The organism is Mycobacterium sp. E802 (assembly GCF_001666875.1).
Taxonomy (GTDB): Bacteria; Actinomycetota; Actinomycetes; order Mycobacteriales; family Mycobacteriaceae; genus Mycobacterium.
In genome coordinates, this window is record NZ_LZJD01000180.1 from 1 (window position 1) to 14,195 (window position 14,195).

The 14,195-nt window shown below is 67.5% G+C and carries 16 protein-coding genes; 11 read left to right on the top strand and 5 right to left on the bottom strand.

The window, feature by feature from the left end; all coding sequences use genetic code 11:
* The first annotated feature begins 89 nt into the window (after nt 1–89).
* Nucleotides 90–1,124, top strand: a complete 1,035-nt coding sequence (locus tag A5699_RS26325; protein WP_067776227.1) for a zinc-dependent alcohol dehydrogenase family protein — start codon at nt 90–92, stop codon at nt 1,122–1,124.
* A 15-nt stretch (nt 1,125–1,139) separates the two neighbouring features.
* Here the strand turns inward: A5699_RS26325 and A5699_RS26330 are convergent, their stop codons facing one another.
* A complete protein-coding gene (locus tag A5699_RS26330) occupies nt 1,140–1,520 on the bottom strand; it encodes a hypothetical protein (protein WP_067776229.1) in 381 nt (126 codons plus the stop codon).
* A 136-nt stretch (nt 1,521–1,656) separates the two neighbouring features.
* Here A5699_RS26330 and A5699_RS26335 point away from each other — a divergent pair, with 136 nt between their 5' ends.
* Nucleotides 1,657–2,250 carry a TetR/AcrR family transcriptional regulator gene (locus A5699_RS26335; protein ID WP_067776231.1) on the top strand — a complete coding sequence of 198 codons (594 nt, stop codon included), beginning with the start codon at nt 1,657–1,659 and terminating at the stop codon, nt 2,248–2,250.
* On the opposite strand, the gene A5699_RS26340 is transcribed toward A5699_RS26335, so the two are convergent.
* A complete protein-coding gene (locus A5699_RS26340; protein ID WP_067776233.1) occupies nt 2,183–3,073 on the bottom strand; it encodes a sigma-70 family RNA polymerase sigma factor in 891 nt (296 codons plus the stop codon). The genes A5699_RS26335 and A5699_RS26340 overlap by 68 nt on opposite strands.
* A gap of 76 nt (nt 3,074–3,149) precedes the next feature.
* Here A5699_RS26340 and A5699_RS26345 point away from each other — a divergent pair, with 76 nt between their 5' ends.
* Nucleotides 3,150–3,512 carry a DoxX family protein gene (locus A5699_RS26345; protein WP_067776235.1) on the top strand — a complete coding sequence of 121 codons (363 nt, stop codon included), beginning with the start codon at nt 3,150–3,152 and terminating at the stop codon, nt 3,510–3,512.
* Between the two features lie 78 nt (nt 3,513–3,590).
* On the opposite strand, the gene A5699_RS28820 is transcribed toward A5699_RS26345, so the two are convergent.
* Nucleotides 3,591–3,881 carry a WhiB family transcriptional regulator gene (locus A5699_RS28820; protein ID WP_076192854.1) on the bottom strand — a complete coding sequence of 97 codons (291 nt, stop codon included), beginning with the start codon at nt 3,879–3,881 and terminating at the stop codon, nt 3,591–3,593.
* Nucleotides 3,882–4,314: 433 nt separating this feature from the next.
* Here A5699_RS28820 and A5699_RS26355 point away from each other — a divergent pair, with 433 nt between their 5' ends.
* The 3 genes from A5699_RS26355 to A5699_RS26365 all read left to right on the top strand — a co-directional run bounded on the left by A5699_RS26355 (nt 4,315) and on the right by A5699_RS26365 (nt 6,958).
* Entirely contained in the window at nt 4,315–5,109 is a 795-nt protein-coding gene (locus tag A5699_RS26355) for a hypothetical protein (RefSeq protein ID WP_067776244.1), read from the top strand.
* A gap of 99 nt (nt 5,110–5,208) precedes the next feature.
* Nucleotides 5,209–5,787: a sigma-70 family RNA polymerase sigma factor gene (locus A5699_RS26360; protein WP_067776246.1), complete on the top strand. Its 579-nt coding sequence runs from the start codon at nt 5,209–5,211 to the stop codon at nt 5,785–5,787.
* Nucleotides 5,780–6,958 (top strand): anti-sigma-D factor RsdA, encoded by a 1,179-nt coding sequence (locus A5699_RS26365; RefSeq protein WP_067776249.1) that lies wholly within the window; start codon nt 5,780–5,782, stop codon nt 6,956–6,958. The genes A5699_RS26360 and A5699_RS26365 overlap by 8 nt, the downstream gene beginning before the upstream one ends.
* Here A5699_RS26365 and A5699_RS26370 read toward each other — a convergent pair.
* Nucleotides 6,949–7,368: a DUF5319 domain-containing protein gene (locus A5699_RS26370; RefSeq protein ID WP_067776330.1), complete on the bottom strand. Its 420-nt coding sequence runs from the start codon at nt 7,366–7,368 to the stop codon at nt 6,949–6,951. The two genes, A5699_RS26365 and A5699_RS26370, sit on opposite strands and share 10 nt — an antisense overlap.
* A 157-nt stretch (nt 7,369–7,525) precedes the next feature.
* On the opposite strand from A5699_RS26370, the gene guaB reads away from it, so the two are divergent.
* The 4 genes from guaB (at nt 7,526) to phoU (ending at nt 12,841) form a co-directional block, all read left to right on the top strand.
* Nucleotides 7,526–9,067 carry an IMP dehydrogenase gene (guaB, locus tag A5699_RS26375; protein ID WP_067776251.1) on the top strand — a complete coding sequence of 514 codons (1,542 nt, stop codon included), beginning with the start codon at nt 7,526–7,528 and terminating at the stop codon, nt 9,065–9,067.
* A gap of 38 nt (nt 9,068–9,105) precedes the next feature.
* On the top strand, nt 9,106–10,233 hold the full coding sequence (locus tag A5699_RS26380; RefSeq protein WP_197508405.1) for a GuaB3 family IMP dehydrogenase-related protein: 1,128 nt from the start codon (nt 9,106–9,108) through the stop codon (nt 10,231–10,233).
* 165 nt (nt 10,234–10,398) lie between these two features.
* Complete coding sequence (locus A5699_RS26385; protein WP_067776255.1) at nt 10,399–12,135, top strand: GMC family oxidoreductase; 1,737 nt, start codon at nt 10,399–10,401, stop codon at nt 12,133–12,135.
* Nucleotides 12,136–12,181: 46 nt separating this feature from the next.
* Complete coding sequence (phoU, locus tag A5699_RS26390) at nt 12,182–12,841, top strand: phosphate signaling complex protein PhoU (protein ID WP_067776257.1); 660 nt, start codon at nt 12,182–12,184, stop codon at nt 12,839–12,841.
* Nucleotides 12,842–12,846: 5 nt separating this feature from the next.
* Here phoU and A5699_RS26395 read toward each other — a convergent pair whose 3' ends face one another.
* On the bottom strand, nt 12,847–13,473 hold the full coding sequence (locus tag A5699_RS26395) for a TetR/AcrR family transcriptional regulator (RefSeq protein WP_067776332.1): 627 nt from the start codon (nt 13,471–13,473) through the stop codon (nt 12,847–12,849).
* A 46-nt stretch (nt 13,474–13,519) separates the two neighbouring features.
* On the opposite strand from A5699_RS26395, the gene A5699_RS26400 reads away from it, so the two are divergent.
* Entirely contained in the window at nt 13,520–14,194 is a 675-nt protein-coding gene (locus tag A5699_RS26400; RefSeq protein ID WP_067776260.1) for a hypothetical protein, read from the top strand.
* Nucleotide 14,195 lies beyond the last annotated feature (1 nt).

The following is a 14,195-nucleotide window of genomic DNA, read 5'->3' on the forward strand; positions in this document are numbered from 1 at the left end:
TCGCTGACCGGCAACGCGGCAGCTGTCATAACGGGCATACTACAAACTACCGTATTAATTCACAGACGGACCACTAGCGAAGGATCAGCATGCGAGCAACCGTGATGTATGAGGCCGGCGACGTGCGTGTCGAGGACGTGCCCGACCCGACGTTGAAGGAACCCACCGACGCCGTCGTGCGTGTCACGCGTGCATGCATCTGTGGCAGCGATCTGTGGCCATATCAGTCCATGCCTCACACCGACCACGGGCGACGAATGGGTCATGAGTTCATCGGCATCGTCGAAGATGTCGGCGCGGACGTCTCGTCCCTCAACCGCGGCGATCTGGTGGTGGCGCCGTTCGTCTGGGCCGACAACACCTGCGACTTCTGCCAGGAGGGGTTGCAGACATCGTGCCGGCACGGCGGCGGATGGGGCGCCCCCGGCGTCGACGCCGGGCAGGGGGAGGCCGTGCGTGTCCCGCAGGCTCAGGGCACTTTGGTGAAGCTGCCCGTGGCAGCGGATTCGGCGCTCATGCCGTCACTGCTGACCTTGTCCGACGTGTTTTGCACCGGCCACCACGGCGTGGTGACCGCTCATGTCGGGCCCGGATCAGCGGTCACCGTGATCGGTGACGGCGCGGTGGGATTGTGTGCGGTGCTGGCCGCCAAGCGGTTGGGCGCCGAGCAGATCATCCTGAACGGCCGTCACACCGACCGCACCGATCTCGGGCGGGAGTTCGGTGCCACCGACGTCGTGGCCGAGCGCGGGGACGAGGCCGTCGCGAAGATCCGCGAACTGACCGGCGGCGACGGCACACCGGCGGTGATCGAATGCGTCGGCACCGAATCGTCGCTCGCCACCGCGCTGGACGTGGTCCGGGACGGCGGACGGGTCAGCCGGTTGGGAGTGTCCCAATACACCCAGGTGCCAATGGGTTTCGGCACCTTCTTCCGCAACGTCACCCTCACCGGCGGTGTCGCGCCCGCTCGCGCCTATATCGAGGAACTCATGCCCGACGTCCTCGACGGCACCATCGAGCCGGGGCGCGTCTTCGATCGCACGATCGGACTCGAGGAGACCCCGGCCGGCTACCGCGCCATGGCCGACCGCGAGGCACTCAAGGTGCTGATCGAGCCGTGACGCCGGTATGCGACATCAGGCGGCGCGATGCTCGACGTCCTCCGCGCGTCCACCCGGAACCACGGTGATCTGTCGAACCGCGGGCGCCGTCTCGGTAGCGGCATCGCGGTAGCTCTGCAGATACCTGTCCACCTCATCGCGGCGCAACGGGGTGGAAAAGATGCTGACGTTGTGGGCCGAGGCGCCAGGCTCGCGGCCGTCAGCCAGGCGGCGGGCGCCGGCCCGGAAACCGGCCACAGCACCGGTGACACTCACGATCAACGCGGCGGCGGCGACGGTCGCCAGGCTGCTGCCGAGGGACAGGGCCGCCACGAAGGTCCCGAGTGACACAAACGCGAACAGCAGTAGGACGTACGCGACGGATGTGGCCGGAATGCGGCGGAAAACCTGAAACATGACATCACCTCGTGAAAAAAGCGGTCTTTATTTAGAAACGATACGCGTAGCGTAGCGATACTACGTATAGCGTAGCGCACGGCGCGGCTGGGATATTCCCTGAAGGTGGTCGAGGTCAGGCAGGAGAAGGGGAGCAATGGCACAAGGGCGGGTGGAGGCCGGCATCGCTGAGTCCACATTGCACTTACTGCGGGCCGCGGGCCCCCGTGCGGTGACAGTCGAGGCGGTCGCCGCCCACTCGGGGATCGCCAAGACAACGATCTACCGCCGGCATCCCAACCGGCGCGACATGTTGGCCGGGGCGCTGTCGCGACTGGCCGCACCAAGCCCGCTGGACGCCGACGCGGCAGCGCCCGACCGGCTCCGGTGGCTCATCGCACAGGCCGTCGGGACCATCGAAAACGGGATCGGTCTCGGCGGCCTGGCGGCCCTGCTCACCGCCGACGACCCCGAATTCACCACGTTGTTTCGCCGCATCCTCGTCGAACAACGGGCGGCGCTGGCCGGCGTGATCGACGCCGCGAAGGCCGACGGTTCGATGCGCGACGACATCGACGCCGCAACGCTGATCGACGCCGTGGTTGGCGCCTATATCGCCGAATACGCCCGCACCGGGGCCGTCGAAGCGGGGTGGGAAGAGCGGTTGTTCGATCTGTTCTGGCCTACCGTGCGTGCGGATCACCGGCCAGCATCACCTCGACATCCGCCAACCGGTCCGGATCGCCGATGATGTCGATGACCTGTATCCGGCCGTCGGTAATGCCAAGGCGCAGTAGAGTTTTCAGCGCGCCCGCCGGAGCGATCACGATGCCGGCGGCCCCGTCGAGCACGGCGACCTCGCCGCCACGGGCGACCGCGGCGAACATCTTGGACTCGTCGACGAACGCGCGCGCGCCGCGCAGTTCGGTGGGAATGTGCTCGCCGACCAGAATGCGGTCGACGCGACGCACCACGTCGGGGTCGAGGATTCTCAGCAGCGTGTCCAAGTCACCGTGTTGTGACGCGGCCAAGAATGCCCGCGCCATCTCGAGATGCTGCGCCGTCGGACGCGCGGACGACGGCGCACCGTGAACGCGCTCCCGGGCCCGGCTCGCCAGCTTCTTGGCGGCGGCCGGAGTGCGGTCCAGTAGTACGGCGATGTCGTCGAAAGGCACGGCGAAGGCATCGTGCAAGACGAATGCCACGCGCTGGGCGGGGGAGAGCCGGTCGAGCACCACGAGCATGGCCCGACCCACCGACTCGGCCATCGCCACCTGATCGTCGGCCGCCGGCACGGTGTCCTCCGCAAGCAGGGCATCGCCGCCGAGCACCTCGGCACGCCGCTTGCCCTCGCGGAGCCGGTCGAGGCACTCACGCGCGGTCACCGTGGTGAACCATGCGGTCGGATTGTCGACCCCGTCGATGCCGCGCCGGCTCACCTTCAGCCAGGCAGCCTGCACCGCGTCGTCAGCGTCGTGCACCGAACCGAGCAGGCGGAAGGCGACCGCGCGCAGATGCATGCGGTCTGCTTGGAATCGGTCGGCCAAGACTTCCAGGGCCTGTCCCTCATTCATCGCGTCACCTTTCGGGCTTGGCAAGCGTCATCAAGGTGAACCACCACCGCGCAACTACCGAACACAGGAGACGACAATGACCCTACAACTCGGCCCGATCGCCACCGTGATCGTTGCGATCACCATCGCGGCCAATGCGGCAATGACGCTCGCCGACCTTGCCGGGGCCCGTTTCGTGCTGGCCAACTCGGCGGAGGTCGGCGTGCCGCGGACCTGGGTGTCGCCACTGGGCCTGCTCAAAGGCGCGGGCGCGGCCGGATTGCTCCTCGGCGTGGTGGCGTTCCCACCGATCGGTCTCGCCGCGGCCGTCGGGCTGACCGCGTTCTTCATCGGCGCCGTCGTCACGCACTTTCGCGCCCGGGTGTTCTACAACATCGCGTTTCCGGCGGCGTTCCTGCTGCTTGCGGTGCTGTCGCTGGCGGCCTTCGCCACGGTGTGACCCAGCCGCGGGGCGGACCCGCCCGAAGGCCCCATCCCGCAACGCGGAATGGGGCCCCGGAAACGTTTGCTGGAACAGTCAGGCGCTACGGCGGATGCCGCGTTTGAGCAAGAGCTCACGTTCGGACTCGCTCAGCCCGCCCCAGATGCCATACGGCTCACCGACGGCCAGGGCATGAGTACGGCATTGAGTGATCACCGGGCAGCTGCGGCACATCTCCTTGGCCCGCATCTCCCGCTGCGCGCGAGCGCGTCCGCGCTCACCGTCGGGGTGGAAAAATACCGACGAATCGACACCACGGCAAAGTCCCTGCATTTGCCAATCCCAGATATCCGCGTTCGGACCGGGAAGCTGCTGCGGTTGCGGCATATGGAAAACCCCTCTCTGCTCGCCCATTTCATCGATATGGGCGGGTGTGAGTCGGTGGAATCGATCTGAGCTCGGGTCGCCGATGACCGCTCGTGCACACAAACTAGGGGGGCTCAATAAAGCGCGTCAATAGCCGTCGACTGTGCGAAACCACATAACCGCAGGTCCAGAATTTACATCACGTTCATCGTGTTGATGCTTCGGCTGAGGTGCCGGTGACGACGATTGAGCCGCGTCGCTCACGTTTGTGCTGTTCGTGCTGGCAGGCGCAACAATTTCGACGTGGACCGCGCTTCGGAAAGTTGACGCGCCATTAACATGTCGGCCATCAATTGTTAACTAATGGCGTTCGTAAAAATTAAATTACGCGGCGGCGGGTGTCGGGTTGCCCGCGAGTATGCAATACCCGCGGTATTGATAGCGTCGCCATCCGATGACCGCAATCGCCGACCCCGCCACAGTGCTGGCCGAGACCGCCTTTGGCTCCGACCCGGGCCGATGGCCGCTGCCCCACGCGACCACGGCCCACGAGCGCTGGCTGCGCGCCGTCGCCGCCGGCGGTCAGGGACGGTACGGCTGCGCCCTCACCGAACTCGCGGTGATCGTCCGAAGCCCGGAGGGCGGCCCGCTGGTATCGCTGGCGCACAGCACGCGGGCGTCGTTTCTGCGCCAACTCGGCGGGCACGCCCGCGCCCGCGGTGCCGACGGTCTGGCCTGGGCGCACCGCGGTGACGATGCCGAGGCCGCTGCCGACGCGCTCGTCGGTCTTGCCGCCGACGCGCTGGGGGTCGGCCGGTTCGGCGTCTCGGCCCGGCTGCTCGAGCGGGCCCGGGCCATCGACACCACCCAACCCCGCCAGCGGATCCGGCTGTCGTGGGTGAGCGCCGAGTTGGCGATGGCCCGCGGTCACGGCGCCGAGGCCGTCGAACATGCTCGCCGCGGTGTCGCGGTCGCCGCCGAGTACTGCTCGACGCGCCACGCGGTGAAGTCCGATGTGGTGCTCGCCGCGGCGCTGTGCAGTGCCGGTGAACTCGACGCCGCGCGGCAGGTGGCCGATGCAGCGCTGTCGGCCACCGAGGCGTCCGGGCTGGTCCCGTTGCGCTGGGCGTTGGCCTGTCTGTTGGCCGACATCGGCAGCACTGCGCACGACGCTGCCCAAATCAGCCGGATTCGCGACCTCAGCGCCGATACAGTGCGTCGCAGAGGTGGAGTATGGTCCGGCGCCTGATCTGGCACTGGCCGGATCCCACCTCATCGATCGTTATTGTTTAGCTCGACCATGCCGCCGAGAGTTCGGTGCAACGTAACGCTGGAGAGATCGCCCACGATGACAAGTTCGGGAGACCGTCTCGACATTGTCGTTGCTGAGGCAGTGGCTGGTGATCGGAACGCGCTCCAGGAAGTGCTGGAGATCATTCGGCCGATCGTCGTCCGTTACGTGCGGGCGAGGATCGGAGCAACCGAGCGCAGTGGTCTCTCAGCTGATGACGTTGCGCAGGAGGTGTGCTTGGCCGCCATTACGGCGCTGCCGCGCTACAAAGATCAGGGACGCCCGTTCCTGGCCTTTGTCTATGGCATCGCTGCGCACAAGGTTGCTGACGCGCATCGCGCGGCGGCCCGCAACCGTGCCGAGCCCACGGACGTGGTGCCCGAGCGGTTCTCTCTCGACGCCGGGCCCGAGCAGTCCGCTCTGGACGCCGAGTCCTCGCAACGAATGGCGCGGCTGCTGTCGGTACTGCCCGAGAAGCAGCGCGAGATCCTGATCCTTCGCGTCGTGGTCGGCATGAGCGCCGAGGAGACCGCAGAAGCCGTCGGCAGTACCGCGGGTGCGGTGCGTGTCGCCCAGCATCGCGCACTCGCGCGGCTGAAGACCGAGATCATGGCGACGGGACGTGACCATGCCTGACTTCGGCCGCTGGACGTCAAACGGTGGTGATCCGTCACTCAATGAGATCAACCGGTCCGAACGTTTCATCGAGGCGCTCTCACTTGAGCGTCAGGTCTATGCCACCGACCGTGAGGAAGCCGAACTGGCCGTCCTGCTGGCCGGTTGGCGAGACGAGGCGCGGCGCGCGCCGATGTCGGGCATCGCGACACCACGTGAGGCGGTGGCCGCCCTCAACAAGGCCACCGCGCACGGTCGGGTGCGGTTCCCCATGGCATTGGTCGGCTCGATGGCGGCCGCGGTGTTGTGCCTCGGCGGGTTCGGTGCCGCGGTGTACGGCTCCGGCCCGGGCGACGCGCTCTACGGGGTGCGCGGCATGTTCTTCGGCTCCGAGCCGGTGAAGCGCGATGTCGGCATCGACCTGGCCTCCAGTGAGCTCAAGCAGGTGCAGCAACTGATCGATGAAGGTCAGTGGGAACAGGCCCAGCAGAAGCTGCAGACCATCACCACCACCGTGGCCACCGTCGACGACGAGCAGCGCAAGCAAGAACTGGTCGACCAGTGGCAGCAGCTGTCGGTCAAGGTGGAAAACCGCGACCCCAACGCGACCGTGCCACCCGATGCGCCGCCGGTGGTGCTGCCAGAGGTGACGGTGACGACGACGCCGTCGTCCCCGGCCGAGAGCACGTCAGGGGAGTCCCCGACGTCCGGCACCGAGTCGACGTCTGAGCCCACGACGCCGGCGACGACGTCGAGTTCGCCGAGTGCCGGTCCGTCGGAATCCGCCACGTCTTCTCCGGCACCGTCGGAGACTGCGACGTCGCAATCCGCCACCGCGCCGCCATCCTCGACCGCGGTCCCGTCGCCGTCGAGTTCGATCCCGAGCAGCGCTGCGCCGACGACGAGTGCCCCGTCCTCGCAAACCTCAGCGCCCCCGGCGACGACACGCACGTCGTCTGCGCCCACGTCCTCGCCGGCACCGGCGGCCCAGCTGCCGCCGGCGACCACGTCGACGGTCACGCTTGAGGTGGCGCCGACGTCCGTGCCATCGGCACCGCGCGCCGCGAATCCACCGGAGAACGGTGGTGGTGCGAATCACGAAAGCCCGGCGGGCGGGCATCAAGAAGAGGGTGCGGCGGCGCCGGGAGTCGAGGTGCCCCTGGTGCCGGGTCTAGGCGGTTCTCAGCGGTAGCCGTCGGTGCGGTAGCCGTCGGTGTCCGAGGTGGCCTCGTTGAGGGACGCGTCGGCGTAGCCGCGGCAGTAGTCCCATGTCACGTAGGCATCGGGTTCGGGATCGTAGGCCGGCTCGTGCGGGCGGACCGTGCCGTCGACGAGCAGCTGCAGCAGGTTGGCCCGCAGCATGTCCCAGTCGTGGTAGTGGTCCTGCTGGCATTCGTCGCAGCAGACTACGAGGCCGCGGATTCCCTTGTGCGCCAACAACGCTTCGTAGACCGCGAGATCGGCGAGATCTGCCTCGACAGCCGTTCGTTCCTGGGGGTCCAGGGGCTGGCCCGGCTCGATGGCGTCCAGCGCAGCCGAAGGATCGCAGGGATCATCGGCAAACGGATCGGGCGGCAAACCAGGGGGGAGGTGGTCACGCACGTGTCCCACACTACGCAGCCGTCCATGCATCGCGCCAGCCGTCCTGATCTGCGCCGCGATGTGTCCCTGAGGTGCGGGGAGCGGCAACATCACTGTCAATATCCGAGCCGATAGAATTGCTTCATACGCCCCACGCCTGCCACTGGAGGCCCCACCCATGTCGATCGCTGAAAGCAGCGTTCCCATCGCCGTACCGGTGCCGACCGGCGGCGACGATCCCACCAAGATCGCGATGCTCGGCCTCACCTTTGATGACGTTCTGCTGCTGCCTGCTGCTTCCGACGTGGTCCCGGCCACCGCCGATACCTCCAGCCAGCTGACCCGCAACATCCGGCTGCGGGTACCCCTGGTGAGTTCCGCGATGGACACCGTCACCGAATCGCGGATGGCCATCGCGATGGCGCGTGCCGGCGGCATGGGTGTGCTGCACCGCAACCTTCCGGCCGCCGAGCAGGCCGCCCAGGTGGAGACCGTGAAGCGCTCGGAGGCCGGCATGGTCACCGACCCGGTCACCTGCTCGCCGTCGGACACGCTGGGCGAGGTCGACGCGATGTGCGCCCGGTTCCGGATCTCGGGTCTCCCCGTGGTGGATGCCGACGGGCAACTTGTCGGGATCATCACCAACCGCGACATGCGCTTCGAGGTCGACGAGAACAAGCCTGTCGCCGAGGTGATGACCAAGGCGCCGCTGATCACCGCCCAGGAGGGCGTGTCCGCGGAAGCTGCGCTGGGCCTGCTGCGTCGCCACAAGATCGAGAAGCTGCCGATCGTGGACGGCCACGGCAAGCTCACCGGCCTGATCACGGTCAAGGACTTCGTCAAGACCGAGCAGTTCCCGCTGGCCACCAAGGACCGCGATGGCCGGCTGCTGGTCGGCGCCGCAGTCGGTGTCGGCGACGACGCCTGGGCGCGCGCCATGAACCTCGTCGACGCCGGTGTCGACGTGCTGATCGTCGACACCGCCCACGCCCACAACCGCGGGGTGCTCGACATGGTGGCCCGGTTGAAGAAGACCGTGGGTGACCGGGTCGAGGTGGTCGGCGGCAACGTCGCCACCCGCGCCGCGGCCGCCGCGCTGGTGGCCGCCGGTGCGGACGCGGTCAAGGTCGGTGTGGGTCCGGGCTCGATCTGCACCACTCGCGTGGTCGCCGGTGTCGGCGCCCCACAGATCACCGCGATCCTCGAAGCTGTTGCGGCGTGCAAGCCCTACGGTGTCCCGGTGATCGCCGACGGCGGCCTGCAGTACTCCGGTGACATCGCCAAGGCGCTGGCGGCAGGAGCCTCGACGGCCATGCTGGGATCGCTGTTGGCCGGCACCGCCGAATCACCGGGTGAGCTGATCTTCGTCAACGGCAAGCAGTTCAAGAGCTACCGCGGCATGGGCTCACTCGGCGCGATGCAGGGCCGTGGCGGCGGCAAGTCCTATTCCAAGGACCGCTACTTCCAGGACGACGTGCTGTCCGAGGACAAGCTCGTGCCCGAGGGCATCGAGGGCCGGGTGCCGTTCCGTGGCCCGCTGGGCACCGTGATCCATCAGCTCACCGGCGGTTTGCGCGCGGCCATGGGCTACACCGGCTCGGGCACCATCGAGCAGTTGCAGCAGGCGCAGTTCGTCCAGATCACGGCGGCGGGTTTGAAGGAGAGCCACCCGCACGACATCACCATGACTGTCGAGGCCCCCAACTACTACACCCGCTGAATCGGTGGGGCAGGAGAAAATAGTCAGTCATGCGCGACATGGTTGAAATCGGCATGGGCAGGACCGCCCGTCGCACCTACGAGCTCGACGACGTCACGATCGTGCCGTCGCGGCGCACCCGCTCGTCCAAGGACGTCTCGACGGCCTGGCAGCTCGATGCCTACCGCTTCGAAGTTCCTGTCGTCGCTCATCCCACCGATGCGCTGGTGTCGGTGGAGTTCGCGATCGAGATGGGTCGGCTCGGCGGGCTCGGGGTGCTCAACGGCGAGGGCCTGATCGGCCGGCACGCCGACGTCGAGGAGAAGATCGCTCAGGTACTCGAGGTCGCCGCGAAGGCCGACGACGATTCGGCCTCCATCCGGCTGTTGCAGGAATTGCATTCGGCGCCACTGGATCCCGAGCTGCTCGGGGCGGCGGTGGCCCGCATCCGCGAGGCCGGGGTGACCACCGCGGTGCGTGTCAGCCCGCAGAACGCCCAGGCGCTGACCCCGACGCTGGTGGCGGCCGGCATCGACCTGCTGGTCATCCAGGGCACGATCATCTCCGCCGAGCGGGTTGCATCCGACGGGGAGCCGCTGAATCTCAAGACCTTCATCTCCGAGCTCGACATCCCGGTCGTCGCCGGTGGCGTGCTCGACCATCGCACCGCGCTGCACCTGATGCGCACCGGGGCGGCCGGCGTGATCGTCGGCTACGGGTCGACCTCGGGGGTGACGACCAGCGACGAGGTGCTCGGCATCAGCGTGCCGATGGCCACCGCGATCGCCGACGCGGCCGCCGCGCGTCGCGAATACCTCGACGAGACCGGTGGCCGGTACGTGCACGTGCTGGCTGACGGCGATATCCACACCTCGGGCGAACTGGCCAAGGCGATCGCCTGTGGTGCCGACGCCGTGGTGCTGGGCACGCCCTTGGCGGTGGCCGCCGAAGCGCAGGGCGGTGGCTGGTTCTGGCCGGCGGCTGCCGCGCACCCGTCGTTGCCGCGCGGGGCGCTGCTACAGGTTGCCGTCGACGAGCGGCCCGGGCTGGAGCAGGTGCTCAACGGACCGTCAGACGATCCGTTCGGGTCGTTGAACCTCGTCGGCGGCCTGCGCCGGTCGATGGCCAAGGCCGGGTACTGCGATCTCAAGGAATTCCAGAAGGTCGGCCTGTCGGTCGGTTCTTGATCTTGCTGCCGGCCGGGCTCTCGTCGCCGTTTTCCACCGCAGGGCGGTGATCCGGCGCGGAGGGCAGCCCTCACGTCGAAAGCCAGGGCCAGGAAAACGGGCTTTCCTTTACAAGTTAGGCCCTCCTGTCTAGAAGTTACCTGCCGGTAGCGTCATACTGAGAGCATGCAGCCTGACTACGACGTCTTGGTGATCGGTTCGGGATTCGGCGGCAGCGTCAGCGCGCTGCGGCTCACCGAGAAGGGCTATCGGGTCGGTGTACTCGAAGCCGGCCGACGCTTCGCCGACGCCGACTTCGCCAAGACCTCCTGGGACCTGCGCAAGTTCCTGTGGGCGCCGAAACTCGGCATGTACGGCATCCAGCGCATCCATCTGCTGCGCAACTGCATGATCCTGGCCGGCGCCGGGGTGGGCGGCGGCTCCCTGAACTACGCCAACACCCTGTACGTGCCTCCTGCGCCGTTCTTCAACGACCCGCAGTGGAAGGGCATCACCGACTGGCGCGAAGAACTGATGCCGCACTACGACCAGGCCCAGCGGATGCTCGGCGTGGTCACCAACCCGACCTTCACCGACGCCGACCGGGTGATGAAAGAGGTCGCCGATGACATGGGCTGTGGCGACACGTTCGTACCCACCCCGGTCGGGGTGTTCTTCGGGCCGGACGGGCAGAAGACGCCCGGCAAAGTCGTGCCCGATCCGTTCTTCGGTGGTGCCGGGCCGTCTCGCACCGGTTGCCTGGAGTGCGGTGAGTGTATGACCGGTTGCCGCCACGGGGCCAAGAACACGCTCGTCAAGAACTACCTCGGACTCGCGGAATCGGCTGGGGCCCAAGTGCATCCGATGACCACGGTGACCAGCTTCGGGCAGCGCACCGACGGCCTGTGGGAAGTCACCACCGTCCGCACCGGCAGCAAGCTGCGCCGTAAGCGCAAGACGTTCACCGCGACGCATCTGATCCTGGCTGCGGGCACGTACAACACTCAGAAGCTGCTGTTCAAGATGCGTGACACCGGGAAGCTTCCGAAGTTGTCGGCTCGCCTCGGTGTGCTCACCCGGACCAACTCCGAGTCGATCGTCGGCGCGGGCAGGCTGACGGTGGCACCGGATCTGGACCTGACCCACGGTGTGGCGATCACGTCGTCGATCCACCCGACTGCCGATACCCACGTCGAGCCGGTGCGGTACGGCAAGGGGTCCAATGCCATGGGCCTGCTGCAGACCTTGATGACTGACGGCGCCGGGCCCAAAGGCACCGATGTACCGCGCTGGCGGCAGTTCTTCGAGCAGGCCGGCGAGAATCCCCGCGAACTCGTGCGTCTGCTCAACCCCAAGCAGTGGAGCGAGCGGACCGTGATCGCGCTGGTGATGCAGCACCTGGACAACTCGATCACCACGTTCACCAAGCGGGGCCCGTTGGGCGCCCGCATCATGTCGTCCAAACAGGGGCACGGTGAACCCAACCCGACCTGGATCCCGGTCGGCAACGAGGTGACCCGGCGGATCGCCAAGAAGATCGACGGCGTGGCCGGCGGCACCTGGGGCGAGCTGTTCAACATCCCGCTGACCGCCCACTTCCTGGGCGGCGCGGCCATCGGCGAGGACGCCGAGCACGGCGTCATCGACCCGTATCAGCGCGTGTACAACTACCCGACGCTCTACGTGATGGACGGTGCGGCGATCTCGGCGAACCTCGGCGTCAACCCGTCGCTGTCGATCACTGCCCAAGCCGAACGGGCGGCGTCATTGTGGCCGAACAAGGGGCACAAAGACGACCGACCGGGGCAGAATGAGCCGTACCGCAAACTGGCGCCGATCGCGCCCGAGCATCCCGTGGTGCCGGCCGAAGCGCCCGCCGGATTGCGGCGGCTGCCCATCGAGCCGGTCAACTCGGGCGGTTGACGTCCGGCCCGCGTCCCTGGGCAGCCCGGGACTGAAGGAGTGGGCGATGCGCGAGGCTTTCCGTGACGAGCTGGCGACACTGTGCAACCAGCTGGCCGAGATGTGTGGACTTGCCGTCGATGCGATGCAACGCGCGAACCAGGCCCTGCTCGAGGCCGACCTCACGCTGGCCGAGCAGGTGATCGCCGACCACGAACACATCGCCGACTACAACCGCCGCATCGAAGAGTCAGCGTTTCGGCTGCTGGTGCTGCAGCAGCCGGTGGCCAGTGAGCTGCGCACGGTCGTCGGCTCGATGCACATCGCCGCCGATCTCGACCGGATGGGCGCGCTCGCGGTCCATGTCGCGGACATCTCGCGGCTCCGTCATCCCGGTTGCGCGCTACCGAACGAGGTGCGCTCGAGCTTCGCCGACATGGGAGCCCAGGCCGTGCGGTTGGCGCGCACCGCCCAGGAGGTACTGATCTCACGCGATACCGACGCCGCCGCACGCCTGCGCGATGAGGACGACGCGGTGGACGCCGAGCACCGGCACCTGTTCACCCTGCTGTTGGACCGGCATTGGGACGACGGGGTGTGCTCGGCCGTCGATGTGGCGTTGCTGGGCCGCTACTACGAACGATTCGCCGACCATGCCGTCGAGATCGGCAAGCGGGTCATCTTCGAGGCCACGGGCGGGCGCCCGCTGCACAAGAAGCTGGCCTGATCACGTCACTGCCCGGTGGCGGGGCTGGAGTCCAGTAGCGCGCTGAACAGCCGGGTGAGGGTCTCGACGTCGATCGCTCCCGGTTGCAGCACTTCCTCGGTGGCGATGCCCGCGATGATGGTCACCACCAATTGCGCCAGAGCCGACAGCTGCTTGCCGGGCAATGCGGTGCCGGCCTGTTCGACGATGCCCAGCGCCTGATCGGCGGCGGTTCGACGGCGGGCCACCAGGCGCTCGCGCAGCTGGGGATCACGGATGGCGCGCAGCCAGTACTCCATGAGCACGATCTGGTACTCGGTCTGGTCGTGTATCGACTCCAGCGTGGAGCGGCTCAAGGCTGCCGCGATGGCGGCCGTGTCGCCGTGGCCGCTGTCGAGCGCGGTCGCGATCAACGCTCCGCGGCTCTCGAACTGCCGGTCCAGCAGCGCCAGGAACAGCTCATCCTTGGATTCGAAGTTCGAGTAGACCGCGCCCTTGGTGAAGCCCGCGGCGTGACCGATCGCGTCGATGGTGGCACCGGCGAACCCCTCGGCCGCGAACACCTTCAAGGCGGCATCCAGGATCCGATCACGGACCTCGTCGCGGGTGGGGCGGGTGCGTGCAGGTTTGACAGGCGGCATGAGTAACAGAATACTCGCTAGTATCGTATGGATACCAGTGAGTATCGAAAGGCTTTCCATGGACGACAAGGACGAGGAGCACGTCGCGCCGCAGATCACTGCGGCGGGGTTGGGCGTCGACGGTGAACACGGCCCGTTGTTCTCCGACGTCGACCTCGAGCTGACGCCGGGCTTCCACGCCATCCAGATGCCCGGCGGCTGGGGTCAGACCGCCCTGTTGCTCACCCTGGCCGGCCGGCTCAAGCCCACCCACGGCACCGTGACCGTGTGCGGTGAGACGCAACCCCGGGCGATCCGGCGGCATTGCGCCATCGCCGCCTTCGCTGACATCGACGACCTCGAAGACTCGGTCACCGTGCAGACGGTCCTCGCCGAGCAGCGCCGCTGGCTGGCGCCGTGGTACCGGCGCGTGCCGCGCGACGCCGGTGAAGCCGAACTGCGCGAGGTGTTCGGAGAACTTACGCCGCCGGCGGCCGACACCTACATCAGTGAACTGTCCGATCTCGACCTGTTTCTGGTGAAGGTCACCCTGGCACTGTTCTCGAACCGCCCGATCTTGGTGGTGGGTGATCTCGAACAGGTCCGGGACAACGTCCGACGGGCCCTTGCGGTCGAGCGACTGGGAGCCATCGCCACGCAACGCAGTGTCGTTGTGGGCGTGACGAATCCGCTCGGCAACGACGCCCCCGACCACGATCTGCACGATCACCGCATCCTGACCGGAAAGAACTGAC